The organism is Tahibacter soli, from assembly GCF_025717065.2.
Lineage (GTDB): Bacteria > Pseudomonadota > Gammaproteobacteria > Xanthomonadales > Rhodanobacteraceae > Tahibacter > Tahibacter soli.
In genome coordinates, this window is record NZ_JAOVZO020000014.1 from 321,323 (window position 1) to 341,511 (window position 20,189).

The 20,189-nt window shown below is 72.2% G+C and carries 22 protein-coding genes; all 22 read left to right on the top strand.

What is annotated here, in order from left to right:
• The first annotated feature begins 10 nt into the window (after positions 1-10).
• Positions 11-1,897, top strand: a complete 1,887-nt coding sequence (gene flgK, locus OD750_RS09870; protein ID WP_263545269.1) for a flagellar hook-associated protein FlgK — start codon at positions 11-13, stop codon at positions 1,895-1,897.
• The gene (gene flgL, locus OD750_RS09875; protein ID WP_263545270.1) at positions 1,894-3,090 is read left to right on the top strand and encodes a flagellar hook-associated protein FlgL; all 1,197 of its coding nucleotides are present in this window, start codon (positions 1,894-1,896) and stop codon (positions 3,088-3,090) included. Before flgK ends, flgL begins: the two co-directional genes overlap by 4 nt.
• Positions 3,091-3,234: 144 nt before the next feature.
• Positions 3,235-4,389, top strand: a complete 1,155-nt coding sequence (locus tag OD750_RS09880; RefSeq protein ID WP_263545271.1) for a flagellin — start codon at positions 3,235-3,237, stop codon at positions 4,387-4,389.
• A gap of 157 nt (positions 4,390-4,546) precedes the next feature.
• Positions 4,547-5,890 (top strand): flagellar filament capping protein FliD, encoded by a 1,344-nt coding sequence (gene fliD / locus OD750_RS09885; protein WP_263545272.1) that lies wholly within the window; start codon positions 4,547-4,549, stop codon positions 5,888-5,890.
• A gap of 13 nt (positions 5,891-5,903) precedes the next feature.
• Positions 5,904-6,317: a flagellar export chaperone FliS gene (fliS, locus tag OD750_RS09890; RefSeq protein ID WP_263545273.1), complete on the top strand. Its 414-nt coding sequence runs from the start codon at positions 5,904-5,906 to the stop codon at positions 6,315-6,317.
• Entirely contained in the window at positions 6,305-6,574 is a 270-nt protein-coding gene (locus OD750_RS09895; RefSeq protein WP_263545274.1) for a hypothetical protein, read from the top strand. The genes fliS and OD750_RS09895 overlap by 13 nt, the downstream gene beginning before the upstream one ends.
• Positions 6,571-7,092 carry a PilZ domain-containing protein gene (locus OD750_RS09900; protein WP_263545275.1) on the top strand — a complete coding sequence of 174 codons (522 nt, stop codon included), beginning with the start codon at positions 6,571-6,573 and terminating at the stop codon, positions 7,090-7,092. The genes OD750_RS09895 and OD750_RS09900 overlap by 4 nt, the downstream gene beginning before the upstream one ends.
• Positions 7,093-7,183: 91 nt before the next feature.
• Positions 7,184-7,813: a response regulator gene (locus OD750_RS09905; protein WP_263545276.1), complete on the top strand. Its 630-nt coding sequence runs from the start codon at positions 7,184-7,186 to the stop codon at positions 7,811-7,813.
• Between the two features lie 140 nt (positions 7,814-7,953).
• Positions 7,954-9,333: an RNA polymerase factor sigma-54 gene (rpoN, locus tag OD750_RS09910; RefSeq protein WP_263545277.1), complete on the top strand. Its 1,380-nt coding sequence runs from the start codon at positions 7,954-7,956 to the stop codon at positions 9,331-9,333.
• Between the two features lie 14 nt (positions 9,334-9,347).
• Positions 9,348-9,731 (top strand): response regulator, encoded by a 384-nt coding sequence (locus OD750_RS09915; protein ID WP_263545278.1) that lies wholly within the window; start codon positions 9,348-9,350, stop codon positions 9,729-9,731.
• Positions 9,724-11,148 (top strand): sigma-54 dependent transcriptional regulator, encoded by a 1,425-nt coding sequence (locus OD750_RS09920; RefSeq protein WP_263545279.1) that lies wholly within the window; start codon positions 9,724-9,726, stop codon positions 11,146-11,148. The genes OD750_RS09915 and OD750_RS09920 overlap by 8 nt, the downstream gene beginning before the upstream one ends.
• A gap of 57 nt (positions 11,149-11,205) precedes the next feature.
• On the top strand, positions 11,206-11,538 hold the full coding sequence (gene fliE / locus OD750_RS09925; protein WP_263545280.1) for a flagellar hook-basal body complex protein FliE: 333 nt from the start codon (positions 11,206-11,208) through the stop codon (positions 11,536-11,538).
• 42 nt (positions 11,539-11,580) lie between these two features.
• The gene (gene fliF, locus OD750_RS09930) at positions 11,581-13,170 is read left to right on the top strand and encodes a flagellar basal-body MS-ring/collar protein FliF (RefSeq protein WP_263545281.1); all 1,590 of its coding nucleotides are present in this window, start codon (positions 11,581-11,583) and stop codon (positions 13,168-13,170) included.
• A 10-nt stretch (positions 13,171-13,180) separates the two neighbouring features.
• On the top strand, positions 13,181-14,167 hold the full coding sequence (gene fliG / locus OD750_RS09935; RefSeq protein ID WP_263545326.1) for a flagellar motor switch protein FliG: 987 nt from the start codon (positions 13,181-13,183) through the stop codon (positions 14,165-14,167).
• On the top strand, positions 14,164-14,760 hold the full coding sequence (locus OD750_RS09940) for a FliH/SctL family protein (RefSeq protein WP_263545282.1): 597 nt from the start codon (positions 14,164-14,166) through the stop codon (positions 14,758-14,760). The genes fliG and OD750_RS09940 overlap by 4 nt, the downstream gene beginning before the upstream one ends.
• On the top strand, positions 14,757-16,124 hold the full coding sequence (locus tag OD750_RS09945; protein ID WP_263545283.1) for a FliI/YscN family ATPase: 1,368 nt from the start codon (positions 14,757-14,759) through the stop codon (positions 16,122-16,124). Before OD750_RS09940 ends, OD750_RS09945 begins: the two co-directional genes overlap by 4 nt.
• Entirely contained in the window at positions 16,121-16,555 is a 435-nt protein-coding gene (fliJ, locus tag OD750_RS09950) for a flagellar export protein FliJ (protein WP_263545284.1), read from the top strand. Before OD750_RS09945 ends, fliJ begins: the two co-directional genes overlap by 4 nt.
• On the top strand, positions 16,552-17,892 hold the full coding sequence (locus tag OD750_RS09955) for a flagellar hook-length control protein FliK (protein ID WP_263545285.1): 1,341 nt from the start codon (positions 16,552-16,554) through the stop codon (positions 17,890-17,892). Before fliJ ends, OD750_RS09955 begins: the two co-directional genes overlap by 4 nt.
• A 75-nt stretch (positions 17,893-17,967) precedes the next feature.
• On the top strand, positions 17,968-18,495 hold the full coding sequence (locus OD750_RS09960; protein ID WP_263545286.1) for a flagellar basal body-associated FliL family protein: 528 nt from the start codon (positions 17,968-17,970) through the stop codon (positions 18,493-18,495).
• The gene (gene fliM / locus OD750_RS09965) at positions 18,492-19,487 is read left to right on the top strand and encodes a flagellar motor switch protein FliM (RefSeq protein WP_263545287.1); all 996 of its coding nucleotides are present in this window, start codon (positions 18,492-18,494) and stop codon (positions 19,485-19,487) included. Before OD750_RS09960 ends, fliM begins: the two co-directional genes overlap by 4 nt.
• On the top strand, positions 19,484-19,819 hold the full coding sequence (fliN, locus tag OD750_RS09970; RefSeq protein ID WP_263545288.1) for a flagellar motor switch protein FliN: 336 nt from the start codon (positions 19,484-19,486) through the stop codon (positions 19,817-19,819). Before fliM ends, fliN begins: the two co-directional genes overlap by 4 nt.
• Positions 19,816-20,175, top strand: a complete 360-nt coding sequence (gene fliO, locus OD750_RS09975; protein WP_263545289.1) for a flagellar biosynthetic protein FliO — start codon at positions 19,816-19,818, stop codon at positions 20,173-20,175. Before fliN ends, fliO begins: the two co-directional genes overlap by 4 nt.
• Positions 20,176-20,189 lie beyond the last annotated feature (14 nt).

Here is a 20,189-nt window from a genome sequence, read left to right on the forward strand (position 1 = left end):
GGAGACGCTCATGCCGGACATTCTCTCCACCGGCTCGTCGGCACTGCTCGCCTTCCAGCGCGCGCTGTCGACGATCAGCCACAACGTCGCGAACGCCAACACGCCCGGCTATACGCGCCAGCGCGTGGAGCTGGCCGCACGGCCGGGCCAGCACTACGGCTTCGGCTTCGTGGGCGGCGGCGTGCAGGCGCAGTCGGTGCGCCGGGTGATCGACGACCTCGCCGCCTCGCGCACGCTCGCGAGCGCGGGCGAGCTCGGGCGTCTGTCGCAGCTCGCCGCCTCGGCGCAGCGGCTCGATGCCGCCTTCACTTCCAGCGCCACCGGCATCGCCGCGCCGCTGTCGAATTTCTTCGACGCCGCGCAGTCGGTGTCGGCCAACCCCTCGTCGCCGGCCGCACGCCAGGGCCTCATCGCCAACGCGCAGGCGCTCGCCACGCGCTTCCGTTCGCTCGATACGCAGGCCCAGTCGCTCGACCGCGAGAACGAGCAGCGCCTCGCCGCCGGCGTGGAAGACGTCAACCGGCTCTCCGCGCAGATTGCACAAATGAACGATGCGATCGCGCGACAGACCGGCGCGGCAAACGGCAATCCGCCGAACGACCTGTTGGACCGCCGCGACGAACTCGTGCGCACGCTGGCCGGCAAGATCGGCGTGACCACGGCGATGCAGGACGACGGCTCGCTCAACGTCACCACGCAGGGCGGCCAGGCGCTCGTCGCGGGCAGGCAGTCGCAACGCCTCTCGCTCGTCGCCGATGCGTACCAGCCGACCCGCAGCCACGTGATGCTGGCGGGCGACTCCGCCCCGCTGCCCGATGCGATGCTCGGCGGCGAGCTCGGCGGCCTGATGGCCTTCCGCCGCGATGTGATCGATCCTGCCCGGCAGCAGCTCGGCCGGCTCGCGGCGGGACTCGCGCAAACGTTCAACGCGCAGCATCGCCTCGGCGTCGACCAGTACGGACAGCCGGGCTCGGATTTCTTCACCGGCGTCGCACCGTCCGTACTCGCCGCGTCGACCAACGCCGGCAGCGGCGCGGTCGCGGCGTCCATCGCCGATCCCGCCGCGCTGGACGGCGCAGACATCGTGATGGCCTTCGACGGCTCGGCCTGGCGCGCGCGCGACGCGGGCACCGGTGCCACGCTGGCGATGACCGGCAGCGGCACCGCGGCCGATCCGTTTCGCGTCGGCGGCCTGGCGCTCACGACGTCCGGCGGCGCGGTCGCCGGCGACACGTTCCTGGTACGGCCGACCGCGAGCGCCGCTTCGCAGATCGGCGTCGCGACGACCGACCCGGCCCGCATCGCGGCGGCCTCCGCCCTGCGCGCGTCGGCGGCAACCGGCAACACCGGCAGCGGTGTCGCGGGCAGCGTAACGATCGCCGACCCGTCGGATCCGCGCCTGCGCGATCCGGTCACCGTCGCGTTCACCGGCCCGAACACGTATTCGATCAACGGCAGCGGCAGCTACACGTATACCCCGGGGTCGCCGATCGCGGCGAACGGCTGGCGGTTCGATCTCTCGGGCACGCCGGCCGCCGGCGACAGCTTCGCGGTCGGGCCGAACGATCCGCGCTCCGGCGACAACGGTAATGCGCGCGCCCTCGCGGGACTGGGCGAGGCCGGCCTGTTCGGGCAAGGCATGCAATCGCTGACGCAGGCGACCGCGCAACTTACCTCGACGATCGGCAGCGCCGCGCGCCAGGCCGACCTCGCGCTCGACGCGCAGCAGGCGATCGACACGCAGATCGCCGACGAGCGCGCCGCCGTGTCCGGCGTCAATCTCGACGAGGAAGCGGCCAACCTCGTGCGCTACCAGCAAGCCTACCAGGCCGCGGCGCAGGTGATCTCGATCGCCAACGAGAATTTCCAGACGCTGCTCGGAGCGGTGCATCGATGAACCTCAGGATCGCGACTTCCACGCTGTACGACCAGGGCGTCGCCGCCATGCTGCGGCGGCAGGCCGAGATCGCGCGCACGCAGTCCGAACTCACCGGCGGCTCGCGCATCGGTCGCGCCGGCGACGACCCGCTCGCCGCCGGCCTCGCCGTCTCCCTCGATCGCGCGCAGGCACGGCTCGCGCAGTTCGGCGAGAACGCGCAGGCGCTCGAGCAGCGCCTCGGCATGGCCGAGAACGCGCTGTCCGGCTTCACCTCGCGTCTCACCCAGGTTCGCGAACTCGCGCTGCGCGCGTCGAACGACACGCTCTCGCCCGCCGACCGGCAGGTCATCGCCGGCCAGCTGCGCGACCAGTACGACGCGCTCGTCGCGCTGGCCAACAGCGGCGACGGCACCGGGCGCTATCTGTTCGGGGGAGGCCAGGACGCGGATCCGCCGTTCGTGCGCGGCGTGGCCGTGACCTATGCCGGCGACGATCTTCGCCGCAGCGTCGACGTCGGGCCGGACACCGCGCTGGCGGACGTGCCGCCGGGCAGCGACGTGTTCCAGCGCATCCCTACGGGCAACGGCACCTTCGCCGTGCGCGCCGCCGCGGGCAACACCGGCAGCGCGACGCTGGCGTCCACCGGCACCTCGTCCACCGGCAGCTGGGACGGCGGCAGCTACCGGCTGCGCTTCGACGGCGCCGGCGGCTACGCCGTACTCGACGGCGCCGGCGCGACGGTCGCCTCGGGCAGCTACACGCCCGGCGCCGCGATGGCGTTCAAAGGCGTGCAAGTAACGATCAACGGGCAGCCCGGCACGGGCGACGAGTTCAGCGTGCGCGCGGCTCCGCCGCAGGACGCGTTCGCCACCGTGAAGAGCCTGGCCGACGCCATAGATGCGAGCGGCGGCGCCGTTCTGAGCGCCGCCGGGCGCAACGCGGTGTTCGCCGGGCTCGAAGATCTCGAGCAGGCGCAGCAGCACGTCACCTCGGCGCGAGCCTCGATCGGCGGCCGCCTCGCCGCGCTCGATGCCGCCGCCGACGAGCGAAGCGCGAACGCGCTGGCACTGTCCGGGACGCTCTCGCAACTGCGCGAAACCGATTACGCCGAGGCCGCGTCGCGGCTCTCGCAGCAACTGGTGGGGCTACAGGCGGCGCAGCAGACGTTCGTCAAAGTACAGAACGCCTCGTTGTTCGACTTCCTGCGCTGAGCCGAACGGCCGGGCTAAAGGTTTTCGCGACGCGACCGATAACTTCAACAGCAGCGGCAAACGTCTCGGACGCCCGAACGGCCCTGCGGATTCCCGGAGCGGCGCGTCGCCGTACCCGGTTACCGTCCTTCCGAGGAGATCGTCATGCAAGTCATCAACACCAACGTGGCCTCGCTCAACGCGCAGCGCAACCTGTCGTCGTCGCAGTCGGCCCTTTCCACGTCGCTCCAGCGCCTGTCGTCCGGCCTGCGCATCAACAGCGCGAAGGACGACGCCGCGGGCCTCGCCATTTCCGAACGCTTCACCTCGCAGATCCGCGGCATGGACCAGGCCAGCCGCAACGCCAACGACGGCATCTCGCTGGCGCAGACGGCCGAAGGCGCGATCGGCGAGATCGGCAACAACCTGCAGCGCATCCGCGAACTGGCGGTGCAGTCGGCCAACGCGACCAATTCGTCCACCGACCGCGCGGCGCTGCAGACCGAGGCGAGCCAGCTGCTCGCCGAAATCGACCGCGTGGCGAACCAGACGCAGTTCAACGGCGTCAAGCTGATCGACGGCAGCTTCACCTCGGCCGTCTTCCAGGTCGGCGCGAATGCCAACGAAACGATCACCGTGCCGTCCTTCGTCGACGCCAACATCGCGGCGCTCGGCAACGTCACTTCGGCCAGCGGCCAGTCGAGCTCCGTCACGGGCATCTCGAGCCTGGGTGCGGTCGGCGCGGGCGCGCTCGTGATCAACGGCACCGACGTCGGCGCCTCGATCGGCGCGGCCGGTTCGAGCCAGCAGCGCGTCTCGCAGGTGGTCGACGCGATCAACAACTACTCGACCACGACCGGCGTGAACGCCGCGTTCGACTCGACCACGGGCCGCATCGTGCTCTCGTCCGGCGCCAACATCGCCGTCACGGGCACCGACGACGGCACGGCCACCGGTTTCGACGTGGGCGGCGGCGACGGCTCGGCCACCGCGACCTCGACGACCGGCCTGACCTCGCTCAGCGTCGCCTCGTTCGCGGGCGCGACGCTCGCGATCCAGCAGGTCGACAGCGCCCTGTCGCAGGTGAACTCGGCACGCGCGTCGCTCGGCGCGATCCAGAACCGCTTCAGCTCGGTCGTCGCCAACCTCAACACGAGCTCCGAAAACCTGTCCGCCTCGCGCAGCCGCATCCAGGATACGGACTTCGCCAAGGAGACCGCCGAGCTGACCCGCACGCAGATCCTGCAGCAGGCCGGCACCGCGATGCTGGCCCAGGCCAACCAGGCCCCGCAGGGCGTGCTCTCCCTCCTGCGCGGCTGACGCGTCCGCGGGGGCGTGCGGCGAACAAGGCGCCGCGCGTCTCCTCCCCCGCCCGTGCCGGCAAGGCAGGGCGCGGCGCCCACTCCCCGGGGGTGTCGCGAACTGCCGGCACGGGCGGCACTCCCGCAACGGATCCTGACGCGACACCACGACCGCCATGACGATCACCACCAGCACAGGGCTCGGCTCGGGACTGGACATCGGCAGCCTGGTCTCGCAGCTGGTCACCGCGGAACGCACGCCCTCGGACAACCGCCTCAACGCCGTCTCGACGGCAGCGAAGGCCCAGCTGAGCGCGTTCGGTTCGCTCAAGGCGGCGCTCGGCGGCGTTTCCACGGCGCTCGCCGCGCTGACCGGCGACGATTCCGCCTTCGAAACGCGCGTGGCCGCGTCGGCCAAGCCCGAGGTGTTCGGCGCCACCGCGTCGCCCGGCGCGGCCGTCGGCCGCTACGCGATCGAGGTGCGCCAGCTCGCCACCGCGCACAAGGTGTCGACCGGCGCCTTCGCTTCCGCCGATACGCGGGTCGGCACCGGCACGCTGCACGTCGCGGTCGGCGACCACGCCTTCGACGTGGCGATCGGCAGCGGCGACGCCACGTTGGCGGGCATTCGCTCGGCGATCAACGCCGCCGCGGGCAATGCCGACGTCGATGCCGCCATCGTGCGCACCGACGACGGCGCACGCCTCACCCTCACCTCGCGCCGTACCGGCGCGGCCCAGGCGATCTCCGTCACCGCGACCGGGGGCGACGGCGGCCTCGCCGCGCTCGGCGCCATGAGCGACGTGGTACCGCCGCAGGACGCCGTGCTGCGCATCGACGGCCGCACGCGTACGAGCGCGTCGAACGTCGTCGCCGACGCGATCGACGGCGTTTCGCTCAACCTCGTTGCCGCGCAGCCGGATTCGAGCTTCGACCTCGCCGTCTCGCGCGACGCCACGGCGCCGCGACGGGCCGTTGAAAAATTCGTGCAGTCGTACAACGCGCTCGTCAACGTGATCAACGCGGCGACTCGCTACGACGCTTCCACCCGCAAGGCGTCGGTGCTGACCGGCGATGCGCTGGTCGGCGGGCTGTCGGCGGCGCTGCGCTCGGCCCTCGGCACCGCCGCGGGCCACGGCGCGCCGTCGCTCGCCGAGGCGGGCGTGACGACGCAGGCCGACGGCACGCTCGCCCTCGACGGCGCCCGGTTCGACGCGGCCGCCGCGTCGAACGGCGACGGCGTGGCGCGGCTGTTCGCGCCGGGCGGACCGGCGGCCGCGGTCGCCGCGGCGGTGGGGCGCTACGCGGACGACGGCGGCATCCTCGCCGACCGCACCGACGCGATCAGCCGCCGGCTGACGGACGTCGACCGCCAGCGCACCGCGCTCGACGCGCGCATGAACGCCATGGAATCGCGCTACCGCACGCAATTCGCCGCTCTCGACGCGCTCATCGGCCAGATGCGCACCACGTCGAGCTTCCTGACGCAACAACTTGCCGCGCTCCCCGGCGCCGGCTGAAGGACGCCTTCCCGTGCACGCCCAACGCTATCTCGACATGTACCGCTCCGCCGGCGTCGCCGGTGCCGTCGCCGACGCCGACCCGCACGCGCTCATCGCCCTGCTCTATCGCGGCGCGCGCGAACGCATCCGCACCGCGCGCGCCGCCCTGCAGCGCGGCGACGTGCCGCGCAAGCTGGCCGCCGTGGAATCCGCCTGCTCCATCGTCGACGGACTGCGCATGAGCCTCGATCATGCCGCCGGCGGTGCGATCGCCGCGCAGCTGGACGCGCTGTACGACTACGCCGTGCGGCGGCTCGTCGAGGCGAACTCCGGCAACGACGACGCCAAGCTGGCCGAGGTCGACGCGCTGATCGAAAGCGTGGAATCGGGCTGGCAGGCCATCCGTCCGGCCGCGACCGCGAGGGCGTCCGCATGCGCCGGCTGATCGACGATCTCGCCGATGCCTCGGCGCTGCTCGATGCGGGCCGCGTGGAAGAGGCCGTCGCCGGCTTCAGCGACGTCGAACGCCGCGTACGCGACGAGGTTCCCGCCGAGATCGCCGCCCTGCGCGACCTGGCCGCGGCCTACTCCGCCTGCCTCGAACGCCTGGTGGCGCGGCGCGACTCGCTGGCGGAAGGCCGCGCCGGCGAAAGCCGCGGCATCGCCGTCGCCCGCCGCTACCTCGACGGCGCACGCGCGTGACCGCGCCGGACCCCGTCTTCGGCGAAGGGCTCGTCGGCGAGGAATACCTGCCGGCCGCCTTCGTGCCGCGCGCGCTCGACGCCGCGGCGGGCGAGCGCCTGGTTCAGCGCGCCGTGCGGCTGCTCGCCGTCGACGCGCTGCTCGAGGAGGAACCGGTCGACGAGGACGAAGACCCGCGCCTGGCCCGGATCGAAGCCAAGCTGGGCCTCGCGCTCGAGATGCTCGGTACCCTTGCCGCCCGCGAGGCGCTGCCCGACGTCCTGCTGCGCTGGTCGTCGCAGGGCGTAGAGCTGCCGCTCGATGGGCCCGTGGCGCCCGGCACCGCGGGCGTCGTGCGCATCGCGCTCATGCCCGGCCTGCCGCTGGCGCTCGAACTGCCGGGCAACGTCGTGCGCTGCGACGCCGGCCGCGCCGGCATCCGCTACGCGCACGCCGACGAGGCGTTCGAATCCGCGCTGGCGCGGCGCGTGTTCCGCGCCCACCGCCGCGCGGTCGCGCAGGCCCGCCGGCAGCGCTGAGCCCTCCGTGCGCGCAGCGGGCGAATTTGTCCTTTCTTCCATTCCTGACATCGGTTAGCTTCGGTGTACGCATACGTCTGGAGGAGACCGCATGCGCGTCCTCTTGGCTGACGACCACACGCTGGTACGCGCGGGCATCCGCCGGCTGCTCGAATCGGTCGAAGACATCGAGGTGGTCGCGGAAGCCGACAACGGCAACGCGGTGTCGGACCTCGTCGCGCTGAAGCATCCCGACGTCGCGCTGATCGACCTGTCCATGCCCGGCAAGAACGGCCTGGAAGTGGCGGCCGAGCTGCGCCGGCGCTTTCCCGAGACCGTGGTCGTCATCATGTCGATGCACGCCGACGTCAGCTACGTGCGCACCGCGCTCGACAACGGCGCCGCCGGCTTCGTCGTCAAGGAGGCGGCACCCGCCGAGCTCGAGCTCGCCCTGCGCGCCGCGTGCGCCGGCCAGACGTTCCTCAGCCCGAAGGTGTCGTCGCGGATGCTCGACACCTACGTGCGCCGCGGCCGCGCGAGCGGGCTCGACGCGCTCTCGCCGCGGCAGCGCGAGATCCTCGCGCTCATGGCCCGCGGCCGCGCCACCAAGGAGATCGCCGCCGACCTCGGCATCAGCGCGAAGACGGTGGAAACCCATCGGGCCCGCATGATGGAGATCCTCGGCGTGCGCCGCAGCGCCGAGCTGCTGCGCCTCGCCGTGCAATCGTCGCTGGGCGGCTGACGCCCGTCGAAAAACCGGCATTGTCGGGAAATTCCCTACAGCGCATTCTGGATTTTCCCCACACCGGCCGGCAAAGCCCCGATTCCTGCGTTGACGCGTGCTATCCACAATGGCTGCCACGGACAGACAGGGGGCACGCCATGAAAACGACGCTACGCGCACACATGTCGCAGCAGATCGGGCTGACGCCGCAGCTGCTGCAATCGATACGACTGCTGCAGGTGGATGCGGCGACGCTGGATGCCGAGATCGCACGGGCGCTCGACGAGAACCCGATGCTCGAACGCGTCGACGAAACGACGCCGACGATCGACGCCAGCCTCGCCGGCAGCGCCTACGGCGCCGCCCAGATGTACGACTTCCGCGGCGCCGGCCACGGCGACACCGATCCGCTGGCCGCCGTGGCGCAGCCCGCCTCCACCGACCGCCGAGTGCAAGTGCTCGATGCGCTGTCGCCGAACCTGGACGAAGCCGACCTCGCCATCGCCGCGTGGATCCTCGATCACGTCGGCGACGCCGGCTACCTCGAGGTGCCGCACGACGAACTGCTCGCCGCCGGCGCGCGGGCGTTCGAGACGACGACCCGCCATGTCGAGTCGCTGCGCCGTCGCATCGTGTGCGGCGAGATCGCCGGCTACGCGGCGCGCGACCTCGCCGAGTGCCTGGCCGCGCAGCTCGACGACGTCGCTCCGGACGCCCGGGGTCTCGCCCTGGCGCGCCGCATCGTCGGATCCTGCCTGGCAGATTTCGCGCAGGGCGACGACGCCAGCCTCGCGTACCGGCTCGGCGCGAACGAGGCCGAGTTCGGCCATGCGGCCCGCCTGATCCGTTCGCTGGATCCGAAGCCGGGCGAGCTGCCGGGCGGCGACAGGTCGGTCGCGATGATTCCCGAGGTGGTCGCGGTGCGCGGCAACGGCGGCTGGCAGGTGGCGCTGAACCCGCACACCGCGCCGCGCCTGCGCGTCAACGCCGGCTACGAGAACCTGCTCGCCGGCGCCGGCGACACGCCCGGCACGCAGCGCCTGCGCAACCTCGCCGGCGAAGCCCGCTGGATGGCGCGCGCGGTCGCGATGCGGTGCGACACGCTGCTGCGCACCGCCCAGGCGCTGGTCGAGCGCCAGGTCGCGTTTCTCGAACGCGGCGAGGAGGGCCTCGTGCCGCTGACCCTGCGCGAAGTCGCCGACGCGATCGGCATGCACGAGTCGACCGTCTCGCGCATCACCACCGGCAAGTACATCGCCACGCCGCGGGGCACGTTCGAGCTGAAGGCGTTCTTCGCCGTGCGCCTCGACGGCGCCGCGGTGTCGGGTGCGGCCGTTCGCGCCATGGTCCGCCGGCTCATCGACGGCGAAAGCCCGGTCGCGCCCCTGCACGACGACGCGATCGTGTCGCTCCTGGCGCGCCAGGGCGTTTCGGTGGCGCGACGCACCGTCGCGAAGTATCGCGATCTCATGAACATCGCGCCGGCCAAGCTGCGCCACGGGGGCTTCGCGCCGCCGGCGCGCATGGTCGCTTGCTGAAGAGGGCTGCTTCCATGAACAGGCTGTCCGTACTGCTGGTGGACGATCACGAGGGTTTCCTCAACGCCGCGATGCGCCACTTCCGCCAGGTGTCGTGGCTCGACATCGTCGGCCGCGCCTACGACGGCCTGCAGGCCATCGAGCGCACCGAGTCGCTGCGGCCCGCCGTCGTGCTGATGGACCTCGCGATGCCGGAAATGGGCGGCTTGCAGGCGACGCGCCTGATCAAGGCCCAGACGGCGCCGCCCTACGTCGTCATCGCCAGCCACTTCGACGACGCGGAACACCGCGAACATGCAGCCCGCGCGGGCGCCGACGCATTCGTCAGCAAGCTCAACTACGTCCAGGAAGTCATGCCGATCCTCGAACGCGTCGCCGCGGAGCCCCGCCATGTCTGAATCGCGCATCCTGGTCATCGATGCCGACGAGGCGCGCGCGCGCCGCCTTTGCGCGCTGTTCGAATTCATGGACCTGACGCCGACGCTCGCGCTGTGCGCCGGCGACGTCGCCACCGCCCGGCGGCAGCCGCAAGACTGGATCGCCGTCGTGGTCGGCCGGATCGACGACGAGGCGGCCTGGTCGTCCTTCCTGGCCTGGCTCAAGCGCGACCCGCTGCACCCGCCGCTGTTCGCGCTGCCCGAGCACCACCTCGACGCGCCGGCGAAGTTCGGCCTCGGTCCGGCCAGCTGCTGGCTGCTCGACGAGGCCGTGCGCATGCCGCAGGTGGCAGAACTGCTTCGCCGTGCGAGCATCAAGCGGCTGGACGACGCGGCGCGCGCCGACCGGCCGCCGGGCGGCCCGACCGGCTCGAGCACCGCCGTGCGCGAGCTGCGCCAGATGATCGACCAGGTCGCGGGCTTCGACACCACCGTGCTGATCCTCGGCGAGTCCGGCACCGGCAAGGAAGTGGTCGCGCGCGCCATCTACGAGCGTTCGTCGCGGCGCAGCGGTCCGTTCGTCGCGGTCAATTGCGGCGCCATACCGTCCGAACTGCTCGAGAGCGAACTGTTCGGGCACGAAAAGGGCGCCTTCACCGGCGCGATCACCGCCCGCAAGGGCCGCTTCGAGCTGGCCGAGGGCGGCACCCTGTTTCTCGACGAGATCGGCGACATGAGCCTGCCGATGCAGGTCAAGCTGCTGCGCGTGCTGCAGGAGCGCAGCTTCGAGCGCGTCGGCGGCGACACGACGATCAAGTGCAACGTGCGGGTGATCGCCGCGACGCACCGCAATCTCGAAAACGCCATCGCCGCGGGCACGTTCCGCGCCGACCTGTACTACCGCCTCAACGTGTTTCCGATCGACATGCCCGCGCTGCGCGAGCGCCGCGAGGACCTGCCCGAGCTCGTCGCCGCGATCACGCGGCAGCTCGAACAGGCGGGCCGCGGCAGCGTCTGCGTCTCGGACGACGCGCTCGCGACGCTGGCCTGCTACGAGTGGCCCGGCAACGTGCGGGAGCTGTCCAACCTGATCGAGCGGCTGTGCGTGCTGCATCCGCGCGGCACGGTGCGTACGGCCGACCTGCCGGCCCGGTACCGCGCGGGCGTCGACATCGCCGACCTGCCCTGCCCGTCGAAGCCGGCCGCCGTCGCCGCCGGTCGTGACGCGTCGCCGGCGCTGCTGCCGGAGGAAGGCATCGACCTCAAGGAACACCTCGCCGCGGTCGAGACGTCGCTGATCCGCGCCGCGCTGGACCGCGCGGACGGCGTCGTCGCGCACGCCGCCCAGCTGCTCGGCCTTCGCCGCACCACGCTGGTGGAGAAGCTGCGCAAGTACGGTATGGCGAGGGAGCTCGATGCGGCGCTGGCGGAAACCTGACGCTGCCGCGGTACGCGCCTTGCAGAAGGCCGTCAAACGGACGACACGGGGGCAACCATGAGCGATATCGGCATCAACGCGATACTGGCGCAGATCCGCGCGCTCAAGGGCGATGCGGCAGGCGGCGTCGGCACCGCCGCGCAAACCGGCGCGGCGCCCGCCGGAGGCACGAGCTTCGCCGATACGCTCGCCCGCGCCGCGACCCGCGTGAGCGATGCGCAGCACCAGGCGTCCGATCTTGCCCGGTCGTTCGAACTCGGCGACCGCAACGTGAGCCTGGCGCGCGTGATGATCGCGCAGCAGGAGGCGCAGGTGGGCTTCAAGGCGGCGATCGAGGTGCGCAACCGGCTGGTGCGGGCGTACCAGGACGTCATGAACATGCCGCTGTAAAGAATTTCCCTAAACCACTACCGAACTTCCGGACAAAGCCCCATGGCCTCTGCGCTCGAACGCCTGCAGGACATTCCCGGCCTGCGCCAGCTCGCGATGCTCGTCGCGCTCGCCGCCGCCGTCGCCGTGGGCGTCGGCGCGTACTTCTGGGCGCAGAAACCGGAGTACCTGCCGCTCTACAGCGGCCTGGCCGACAAGGACGCCGCCAACGTCGTCGACGCGCTGCGCGCCGCGGGGGTCGACTTCCGCATCGACGCGGCGAGCGGCGCCATCTCGGTGGTCGAGCCTGCGCTGCACGAGGCGCGCATGAAGCTCGCGGCGCAGGGCCTGCCGGAACAGTCTCGCCTGGGCCTGGAATTCATCGAGAAGGACCAGGGCTTCGGCGTCAGCCAGTTCGTCGAGAACGCCCGCTACCAGCACGCGCTCGAAAACGAGCTCGCGCGCACCATCGCGCAGCTCAAGCCGGTACGCGACGCGCGCGTGCACCTGGCGGTGCCCAAGCCCAGCGCGTTCGCGCGCGGCCGCGACGCCGCCAGCGCCTCGGTGCTGGTCGAGCTGCAGCCCGGCCGTCCGCTCGAGAGCGAGCAGGTCGCCGCCGTCGTGCATCTCGTCGCGTCGAGCATTCCCGATCTCGCGCCGGAACGCGTCTCGGTCGTCGACCAGACCGGCCGGCTGCTGACCGACGCGGATCCGGACAGCGACAACGCCGTCGCCGCCGCGCAGTTCGCGCAGCAGCGCCGGCTCGAGGCCGCCTACGTGCAGCGCGTGCAGGAACTGCTCGAGCCGCTCGTCGGCCGCGGCCGCGTCAGCGCGCAGGTGGCGGTGGACATGGACTTCACCGTCGTCGAGGAAGCGAAGGAATCGTTCACGCCCGACCCCGCCAAGGTGCGCAGCGAGCAGGTCGCCGAAGCCACCGGCGCCGCCAACGCGCCGCCGCAGGGCGTGCCGGGCGCGACCAGCAACACGCCGCCCGGCACGGGCGCGACGCCCGCGTCGTCGATCGCCGCCGGTGCGGTCGCGCCGAACTCGACCAAGAGCGCGACCCGCAACTTCGAGCTCGACCGCTCGGTGAGCCATACGCGGCAGCCGCCGGGCCGGGTTCGCCGCGTCAACGTCGCGGTGATCGTCGACACGGTTCCTACCGTTGAAGCCGGCGCCGACGGCAAGCCGGGCAAGACCGTCGAGCAGGCGTTGACCGCGGACCAGCTCAAGCAGGTCGAGGCGCTGGTGCGCCAGGCCGTGGGTTTCGACGAGAAGCGCGGCGACGGCGTTTCGGTGGTCAACGCCTCGTTCGCGCGCGTCGCGGACGTCGGCGCCGACGAAGCCACTCCCTGGTGGCGCCAGCCGGTGCTGCGCGACGTCGCGCGGCTGGGCGTGGGTGCGGCGATCGTGCTGCTCCTCGTCTTCACCGTGCTGCGCCCGACCCTGCGCGCCCTGGTGGGACCGGCTCGCTCCCCCGCCGCGGACGAGCCCGTGATCGTCGACGCCGACGTGATCGATTCCTCCCCGGCGCTGCCGCCGGCGACGGCGAACGGATGGGAGGACCGCCTGCGCCTGGCGAAGGCCGCGGTCGGCCAGGATCCGAAGAAGGTGGCGCAGGTCGTCAAGAATTGGGTGGCCAACGATGCCTGAGATCGAAACCCTGAGCGGCACGCAGCGCGCGGCCGTGTTCCTGATGGCGCTGGGCGAGCAGGAGGCGGCCGAAGTGCTGCGCCAGCTCGGCGCGAAGGAAGTGCAGAAGCTCGGCAGCGCGATGGCGACCATCAAGAGCGTCTCGCGCGAGCAGCTCGACGACGTCATGTCGTCGTTCTCCGACGCCTTCGACAGCGAGACCTCGCTCGGCATGGGCGCGGACGACTACGTGCGCAAGGTGCTCGTCCAGGCGCTGGGCGAGGACAAGGCGGGCGGCCTGATCGACCGCATCCTCGTGGGCCGCAACACCAAGGGCCTCGAAACCCTCAAGTGGATGGAGCCGCGCGCGGTCGCGGATCTGATCCGCAACGAGCACCCGCAGATCATGGCCATCGTGCTCGCCTATCTCGACAGCGACCAGGCGGCCGAGGTGATCAAGCAGCTGCCGGTGCGCGTGCGCACCGACGTGCTGCTGCGCATCGCCACGCTCGACGGCATCCCGCCGTCGGCGCTCAACGAACTCAACGAGATCATGGAGCGCCAGTTCACCGGCGCTCAGAACCGCGGCGCGGCGAATGTCGGCGGCGTCAAGGTGGCGGCGAACATCTTGAACTTCATGGATTCGACGAACGAGCAGCAGATCCTGGGATCGATCCGCGATCTCGACGGCGAGCTCGGCAACCGCATCCAGGAGCTGATGTTCGTCTTCGACAACCTGGCCGAGCTCGACGATCCCACGATCCAGACGCTGCTGCGCGACGTACCCGGCGACAAGCTCGGCGTCGCGCTGCGCGGCGCCGATCCGCGCGTGAAGGACAAGGTCCTGCGCAACATGTCCGAGCGCGCCGCCACCATCCTCGCCGAGGACATGGAAGCGCGCGGTCCGGTGCGGCTGTCGGACGTCGAGGCGGCGCAACGCGAAATCCTCGCCACCGTGCGCAGGCTGGCCGACGCCGGCACGATCCAGCTCGGCGGCAAGGGCGAGTCGTTCGTATGAGCCTCGCCGACGGCAGCACCGATGCCGGCGTCGCCGCCCGTCCGTGGCGTGCGCCGTCGCTCGACCCGCCGCCGCCCGCGCCGGCGCCGCCGAGCGTGGCCGAACTGGAAGGCATCGCGGCCGCGGCACGGGCCGAGGGCTACGCACGCGGCCACGAGGAAGGTCTCGCGCAGTCGCTCGGCGAACAGCGCCGCCTCGCCGCGCAACTCGCCGGCGTGATCGACGCGTTCGCCCGTCCGCTCGGCGAACTCGGGCACGACGTGCAGAACGTGCTCGGCGCCGCCGCGGCGCAGATCGCCGGCGCGCTGCTGCGCCGCGAGTACGTGGCCGAACCCGCGCTGCTCGCGGCGCTGGTCGCCGAAGCCCTGGCGGCCGTCGGCGACCGCGACCGCAAGGTCGAGGTACGCCTGCACCCGGACGATCTCGCCGCCGTGCTGCCGCTCGTCGCCGCCGATCCGCTCGCCAGGCTCGCCGCCGACGCCACCCTCGCCCGCGGCGACGTGCGCGTGCATGCCGACAACCTGCGTCTCGACGCCCGCCTGGCCACGCGGCTGGACGCCGTCGTCGCCGGTCTCGCACGGAGCGCGCCATGAACCTGCGCACCGAATGGCAGGACCGGCGCGACGCCCGCATCGTCGAACGGCTGTCTTTGATTTCAACGCGGCCGCCGGCGCGCGAATTCGTGCGCGAGGGCGTCCTCAAGCGCGTGGTCGGCCTGACCGTGGAAGCGGCCGGCTGCGAGGTGCCGCTGGGTGCGCAATGCCGCGTCGAGACCGCCGACGGATCGTGGATCGAAGCCGAGGTGGTCGGTTTCTCCGGCGACCGCACCTTCCTCATGCCGAGCGGCGAGCTGCACGGGCTGATCCCGAACGCGCGCGTCGTGCCTTCGCCCGGCGACGGGCTCGTGGGCGTCGGCGAGGCGCTGCTCGGTCGGGTGATCGACGGCGAGGGCGTGCCGCTCGACGGTCGCGGCGAGCCGCACCTGACGGGTGCCGTACCGCTGCAGGGACCGTCGATCAATCCGCTCCAGCGCGAGCCGATCAGCGCGCCGCTGGACGTGGGTGTGCGCGCGATCAACGCGCTGCTGCCGATCGGCCGCGGACAACGCGTCGGGCTGTTCGCCGGATCCGGCGTCGGCAAGTCGACGCTGCTCGGCATGATGACGCGCCATACCACCGCCGACGTCATCGTGGTGGGACTGATCGGCGAACGCGGACGCGAAGTGCGCGACTTCGTCGAGCGCACGCTGGGCCAGATGGGGCTCAGCCGCGCCGTGGTCGTGGCGACGCCGGCCGACCGGCCGCCGCTCGCGCGCCTGCACGGCGCCTGGCGCGCGACCGCCATCGCCGAGTGGTTCCGCAGCCGCGGCAACAACGTGCTCCTCCTGATGGATTCGCTGACGCGCTTCGCCCAGGCGCAGCGCGAGATCGGCCTGTCGGTCGGCGAGCCCCCCACCACGCGCGGCTATCCGCCGTCGGTGTTCGCGCGGCTGCCGCAGCTCGTCGAGCGCGCCGGCAACGGCAACGCGGGCGAAGGCTCGATCACCGCGTTCTACACCGTGCTGACCGAAGGCGACGACCCGCACGAGCCCATTTCCGATGCGGCCCGCGCGATCCTCGACGGCCACATCGTGCTCTCGCGCGCCGTCGCCGAGAGCGGCCGCTATCCGGCGATCGACGTCGAGGCGTCGATCAGCCGCCTCGCGTCCGAACTCACCGACCCCGCCTGGCGCGACCGCATCCGCCGCGTGCGCCGGCTCATGTCGGCCTATTCCTCCAATCGCGACCTGATTGCCATCGGCGCCTATCAGCGCGGCGCCGATCCGCGCGTCGACGAGGCGCTGCGGCGCTGGCCGGCGCTGACCGCCTTCCTCGAGCAGGACGTCGAGGAAGCCGCGGACGTGGCCGGCAGCCGGGCCGCCCTCGCCCGCCTCATCGACGACGAAGGTGCCGCATGAATTCCCGACGACTCAAGACGATCCGGCAACTGGCGGACCTGCGCGAGCGCGAGCAGGCGCGGCGCTACGCCGCCGAGCAGCGCGTCGCCGAGGCGCAGGCCCGCCGGCTGGACGACATCGAGCGCTACATCGCCGAATACGAGGGCGCGAGACTCGGGACCCTGGCGCCCGCGTTGCTCGCCAATCACCTGGCGTTCGTGGCGCAGCTCGGCGAGGCGCGCGAACAGCAGCGCCGCCAGGTGGCGAATGCCGCGCTCGCCTGCGAGGCGGAGCGCGGACGCCTGGTGGAAGCCCGTCGCGGCGCCGCGGTCTACGAGCGCCTCTCCGACACGCTCGCCGCGCGCGAACGCGCCGAGGCCGAAAGCCGCGCGCAAGGAGAGCTCGACGAGCACGGTCAGCACCCGCGCACCCCGACCGACCAGCGCCGATGAGCGTCGCCGTGAAGCCGGCCGTCGTAACGTCCCCCGCCGCCGCGCCATCGGCAAGGGCCGCCGCCGGAAGCCTCGACGCGGCTTTTGCCCTGTTGCTGGGCACCGCGGCGCCTGCCGGTATTTCCGCGGACGCGGGCGCGCCACTGCAGAAAGAAGGCAGCGACGGGGGAGACGAGGCGGCTGCCGGCGACGGCGGCTCCGCGCCGCTGCCGGTGGCTGCCTGGCTGTATGCGCCGCCCGCGCCGATGATCGCCGCATCCGACGTGAAACCCGCGGCGCCGCCACGCGCGTCGGCACCGCCTTGCGCGTCGCCGCCGTCCGCCGCTGCGCCAACGGCACCGGCGCCCGCGCCGGCGTCCGAACCGCCTTCCGCGGCGGCGACCACCATGGCGCTGCTCGATGCGTCGCGATCGCTCGCAGCGTCGATGCCGGCGGCTGCGCCGGTTCCCGCCCGGCGGAGCCCGACGGCGGAAGCGTCCGGGCAAACGTCGCCGTCGCCGTCGCCCGCAACGGCGTCGCCGGCGATCGTCCCGGCCGAACCTGTATTTCCGGACTTTTCCACACTGCCGGCACGGAACTGCGCCCTGCCGGAGAGCCTTGTCGCAGCCGCGCCGGCGTCGCCTGCGCCCGAAGCGACCGCCTCGCCGCAGCCGCCGACTCGCGGAACGCACCGGCACGCCCCCGTGCCGGAGGTTTCGGCCGCCGACACCTTGGCTGCCGCGGCCGCGCCGGCACCGACCGCGGACGCCGGTACCGCCGCACCCGCACCGTCTCCCGATACGGCGGCGCAAGTCGCCGTCGTGCCTGCCCCGGATGCGCCGCCGCACGTCGACTTCACACCGGCCGCTGCCGCGCCGCTGCCCGAGGCGCGCGCGCCGGCGGCAGCGCCGCCCGTCCGCGAACCGCCGCAGCTGCCGCCACCGGTGGTGCACTCGCCGCAGTTCGGCGACGCGTTCGGCGGCCACGTCACCTGGCTCGCCGAACAGCGCGTCGGCGAGGCGCAGATCCGCGTGTCGCCCGACGACCTTGGTCCGATCGACATCCGCCTGCGCTTCGAGGGCGATCGCGTGCATGCCGAATTCGGCAGTGCGCACGCCGAGGTGCGGGCGGCGATCGAAACGCACCTGCCCCGCCTGCGCGAACTCCTGGGCACGCAGGGGCTCGAGCTCTCCGGCGCCGGGGTCGGCGGCAGCCTGGGCCAGGCGCCGCAGCAGTCGCGCGCCGCGCCGCCGGCGCACACCGACGCCGCTGCCGATACCGACGCCGCAGACGCGCCGCAGGCGGCGGCCGCCGTGCGCACGATCGCGGCACGCGGACTTTTTGACGCCTGGGCCTGACCGCCCGCCGCCAATTTTCCGCCGCCGTGCGCGGTACACGCCTTGCAGCCGGGAAGCATCCATCCTGGAGGTCGCATGGCCAAGCCCGTCGAAAAACCCGGCATGCCCGCGCCCGCGCCGCGCCGCGGATTTCCGTTCCTGCTCGTCCTCGTGTGCCTGCTGCTGGGCGCCGGCGGCGGTGCCGGAGGCTGGTACTTCCTCTCCCGCAACGCCGCCGCGCACGCCGGCGCCGAAGAAGCGCCGGCGCACGAAGAAGAGGGCCACGACGCGCCCAAGCGCGCGAAGGGCTCGGCGGAGTACGTCTCGCTCGAACCCGCGTTCGTGGTGAACCTCGCCGACGGCGACGCCGAACGCTATCTGCAGACCGACATCCAGCTGCTCCTGCGCGGCGGCTCGGCCGACGCGGTGAAGCAGCATGCGCCGCAGATCCGCAACAACCTGCTGCTGCTCTTCGCGCAGCAGACCAGCGCCGGCCTGCGCGAGCGCGGCGGCCGCGAAAAGCTGCAGGCCGACGCCCTCGCCGAGGTGCGCAAGGTGCTCGAGACCGAGACCGGCAAGCCGATGGTCGAGGCGCTGTACTTCACGAGCTTCGTGATGCAATGAGCAACGACCTTCTCTCCCAGGACGAAATCGACGCGCTGCTGCACGGCGTCGGCTCCGGCGACGTCGACACCTCGCCGCCGCCGGCGCGCGGCGAGGCGCGCAACTACGACTTCGCCACGCAGGATCGCATCGTCCGCGGCCGCATGCCGACGCTCGAGATGATCAACGAGCGTTTCGCGCGGCTCGTGCGCATCGGCATCTTCAACCTGCTGCGCCGCGCGCCGGAGATCTCCGTGCGCGGCATCGAGCTGGTCAAGTTCGGCGCCTACACGCATTCGCTGCTGGTACCGACGAACCTCAACCTGGTGCGCATCCGGTCGCTGCGCGGCACCGCGCTGATCGTGTTCGAGCCGATGCTCGTCTTCACGGCGGTCGACACGTTCTTCGGCGGAGACGGACGGTTTCACACGAAGATCGAGGGCCGCGAGTTCACCGCGACCGAGATGCGCGTGATCCGCCTCCTGCTTGCGCAGGTGTTCGCCGACCTCGTCGAAGCCTGGGCGCCGGTCATGCCGGTGGAGTTCGAGTACGTGGGCTCCGAGGTGAATCCGCACTTCGCCACGATCGTGACGCCGCGCGAGTACGTCGTCGTCTCGAAATTCCACGTCGATTTCGACGGCGCGGCCGGCGACATCCACGTGACGTTCCCCTATTCGATGCTCGAACCGCTGCGCGAGATCCTCGACGCCGGCGTGCAGAGCGATCGTGCCGAACGCGACGAACGCTGGGCGGGCGCGCTGCGCGGCCGCATCCAGGATGCCGACGTCGAGCTCTCGAGCACGCTCGCCCACGCGACGATCGACCTGCGGCGGCTCATGTCGCTGCGCGCGGGCGACGTGCTGCCGATCGACCTGCCGCCGCGCGTCGACCTGTGCGTCGAGCGCGTGCCGGTCTTCCGCGGCGAATTCGGCCTCTCGAACGGCCGGCGCGCCGTGAAGATCACGCAGGTGCTGCCTTCCTCCACCGATTCTTCTCCGCGGATGCCCCCATGACGATCACCGATACCGCCGCACCCGCCCCGGCCGCCTTCGACACGCTCAGGGCCGAACCGTCGGGCGGCGCCGACATGAATCTCGACGTCATCCTCGACGTCACCGTCACCGTGGCCCTCGAGGTCGGCCGCACGCGCGTGCCGATCCGCAACCTGCTGCAGCTCAACCCCGGCTCGGTGGTGGAGCTCGAGCGCGATGCGGGCGACCCGCTCGACGTCTACGTCAACGGCATGCTCGTCGCGCACGGCGAGGTGGTGGTGGTGAACGACCGCTTCGGCGTGCGCCTGACCGACGTGGTCAGCCCGGCCGAGCGCATCCGGAGGCTGCGGTGAGCGCCGCGGCACCGCTCGCCGCCGCGGCGCCGTCGCTCGCGGGCTCGGTCGGCAGCTTCGTCTTCGTCATCGCGCTGATCGTGGGCCTCGCCTGGATCGCGCGCCGTCTCGCCCGCGCGGGCGTGCGCCGCGACGCGCCGATGCGCGTGCGCGCCACGCTGCCGCTCGGCGCCAAGGAGCGTCTCGTGCTGGTCGAGGCCGCCGGCGAGCACCTGCTGCTGGCGATCGGCGCGAACGGCGTGCATTGTGTACACCGCTACGATGCGGCACCGCTGCTGCCGGTCGCGCCGGAGCCCGCGGCTCCGGCCTTCGCCGAGCAACTGCTGCGATCGCTCGGAGCGCAGTCCCGTGCGTAGCCTGCGCATCGCCG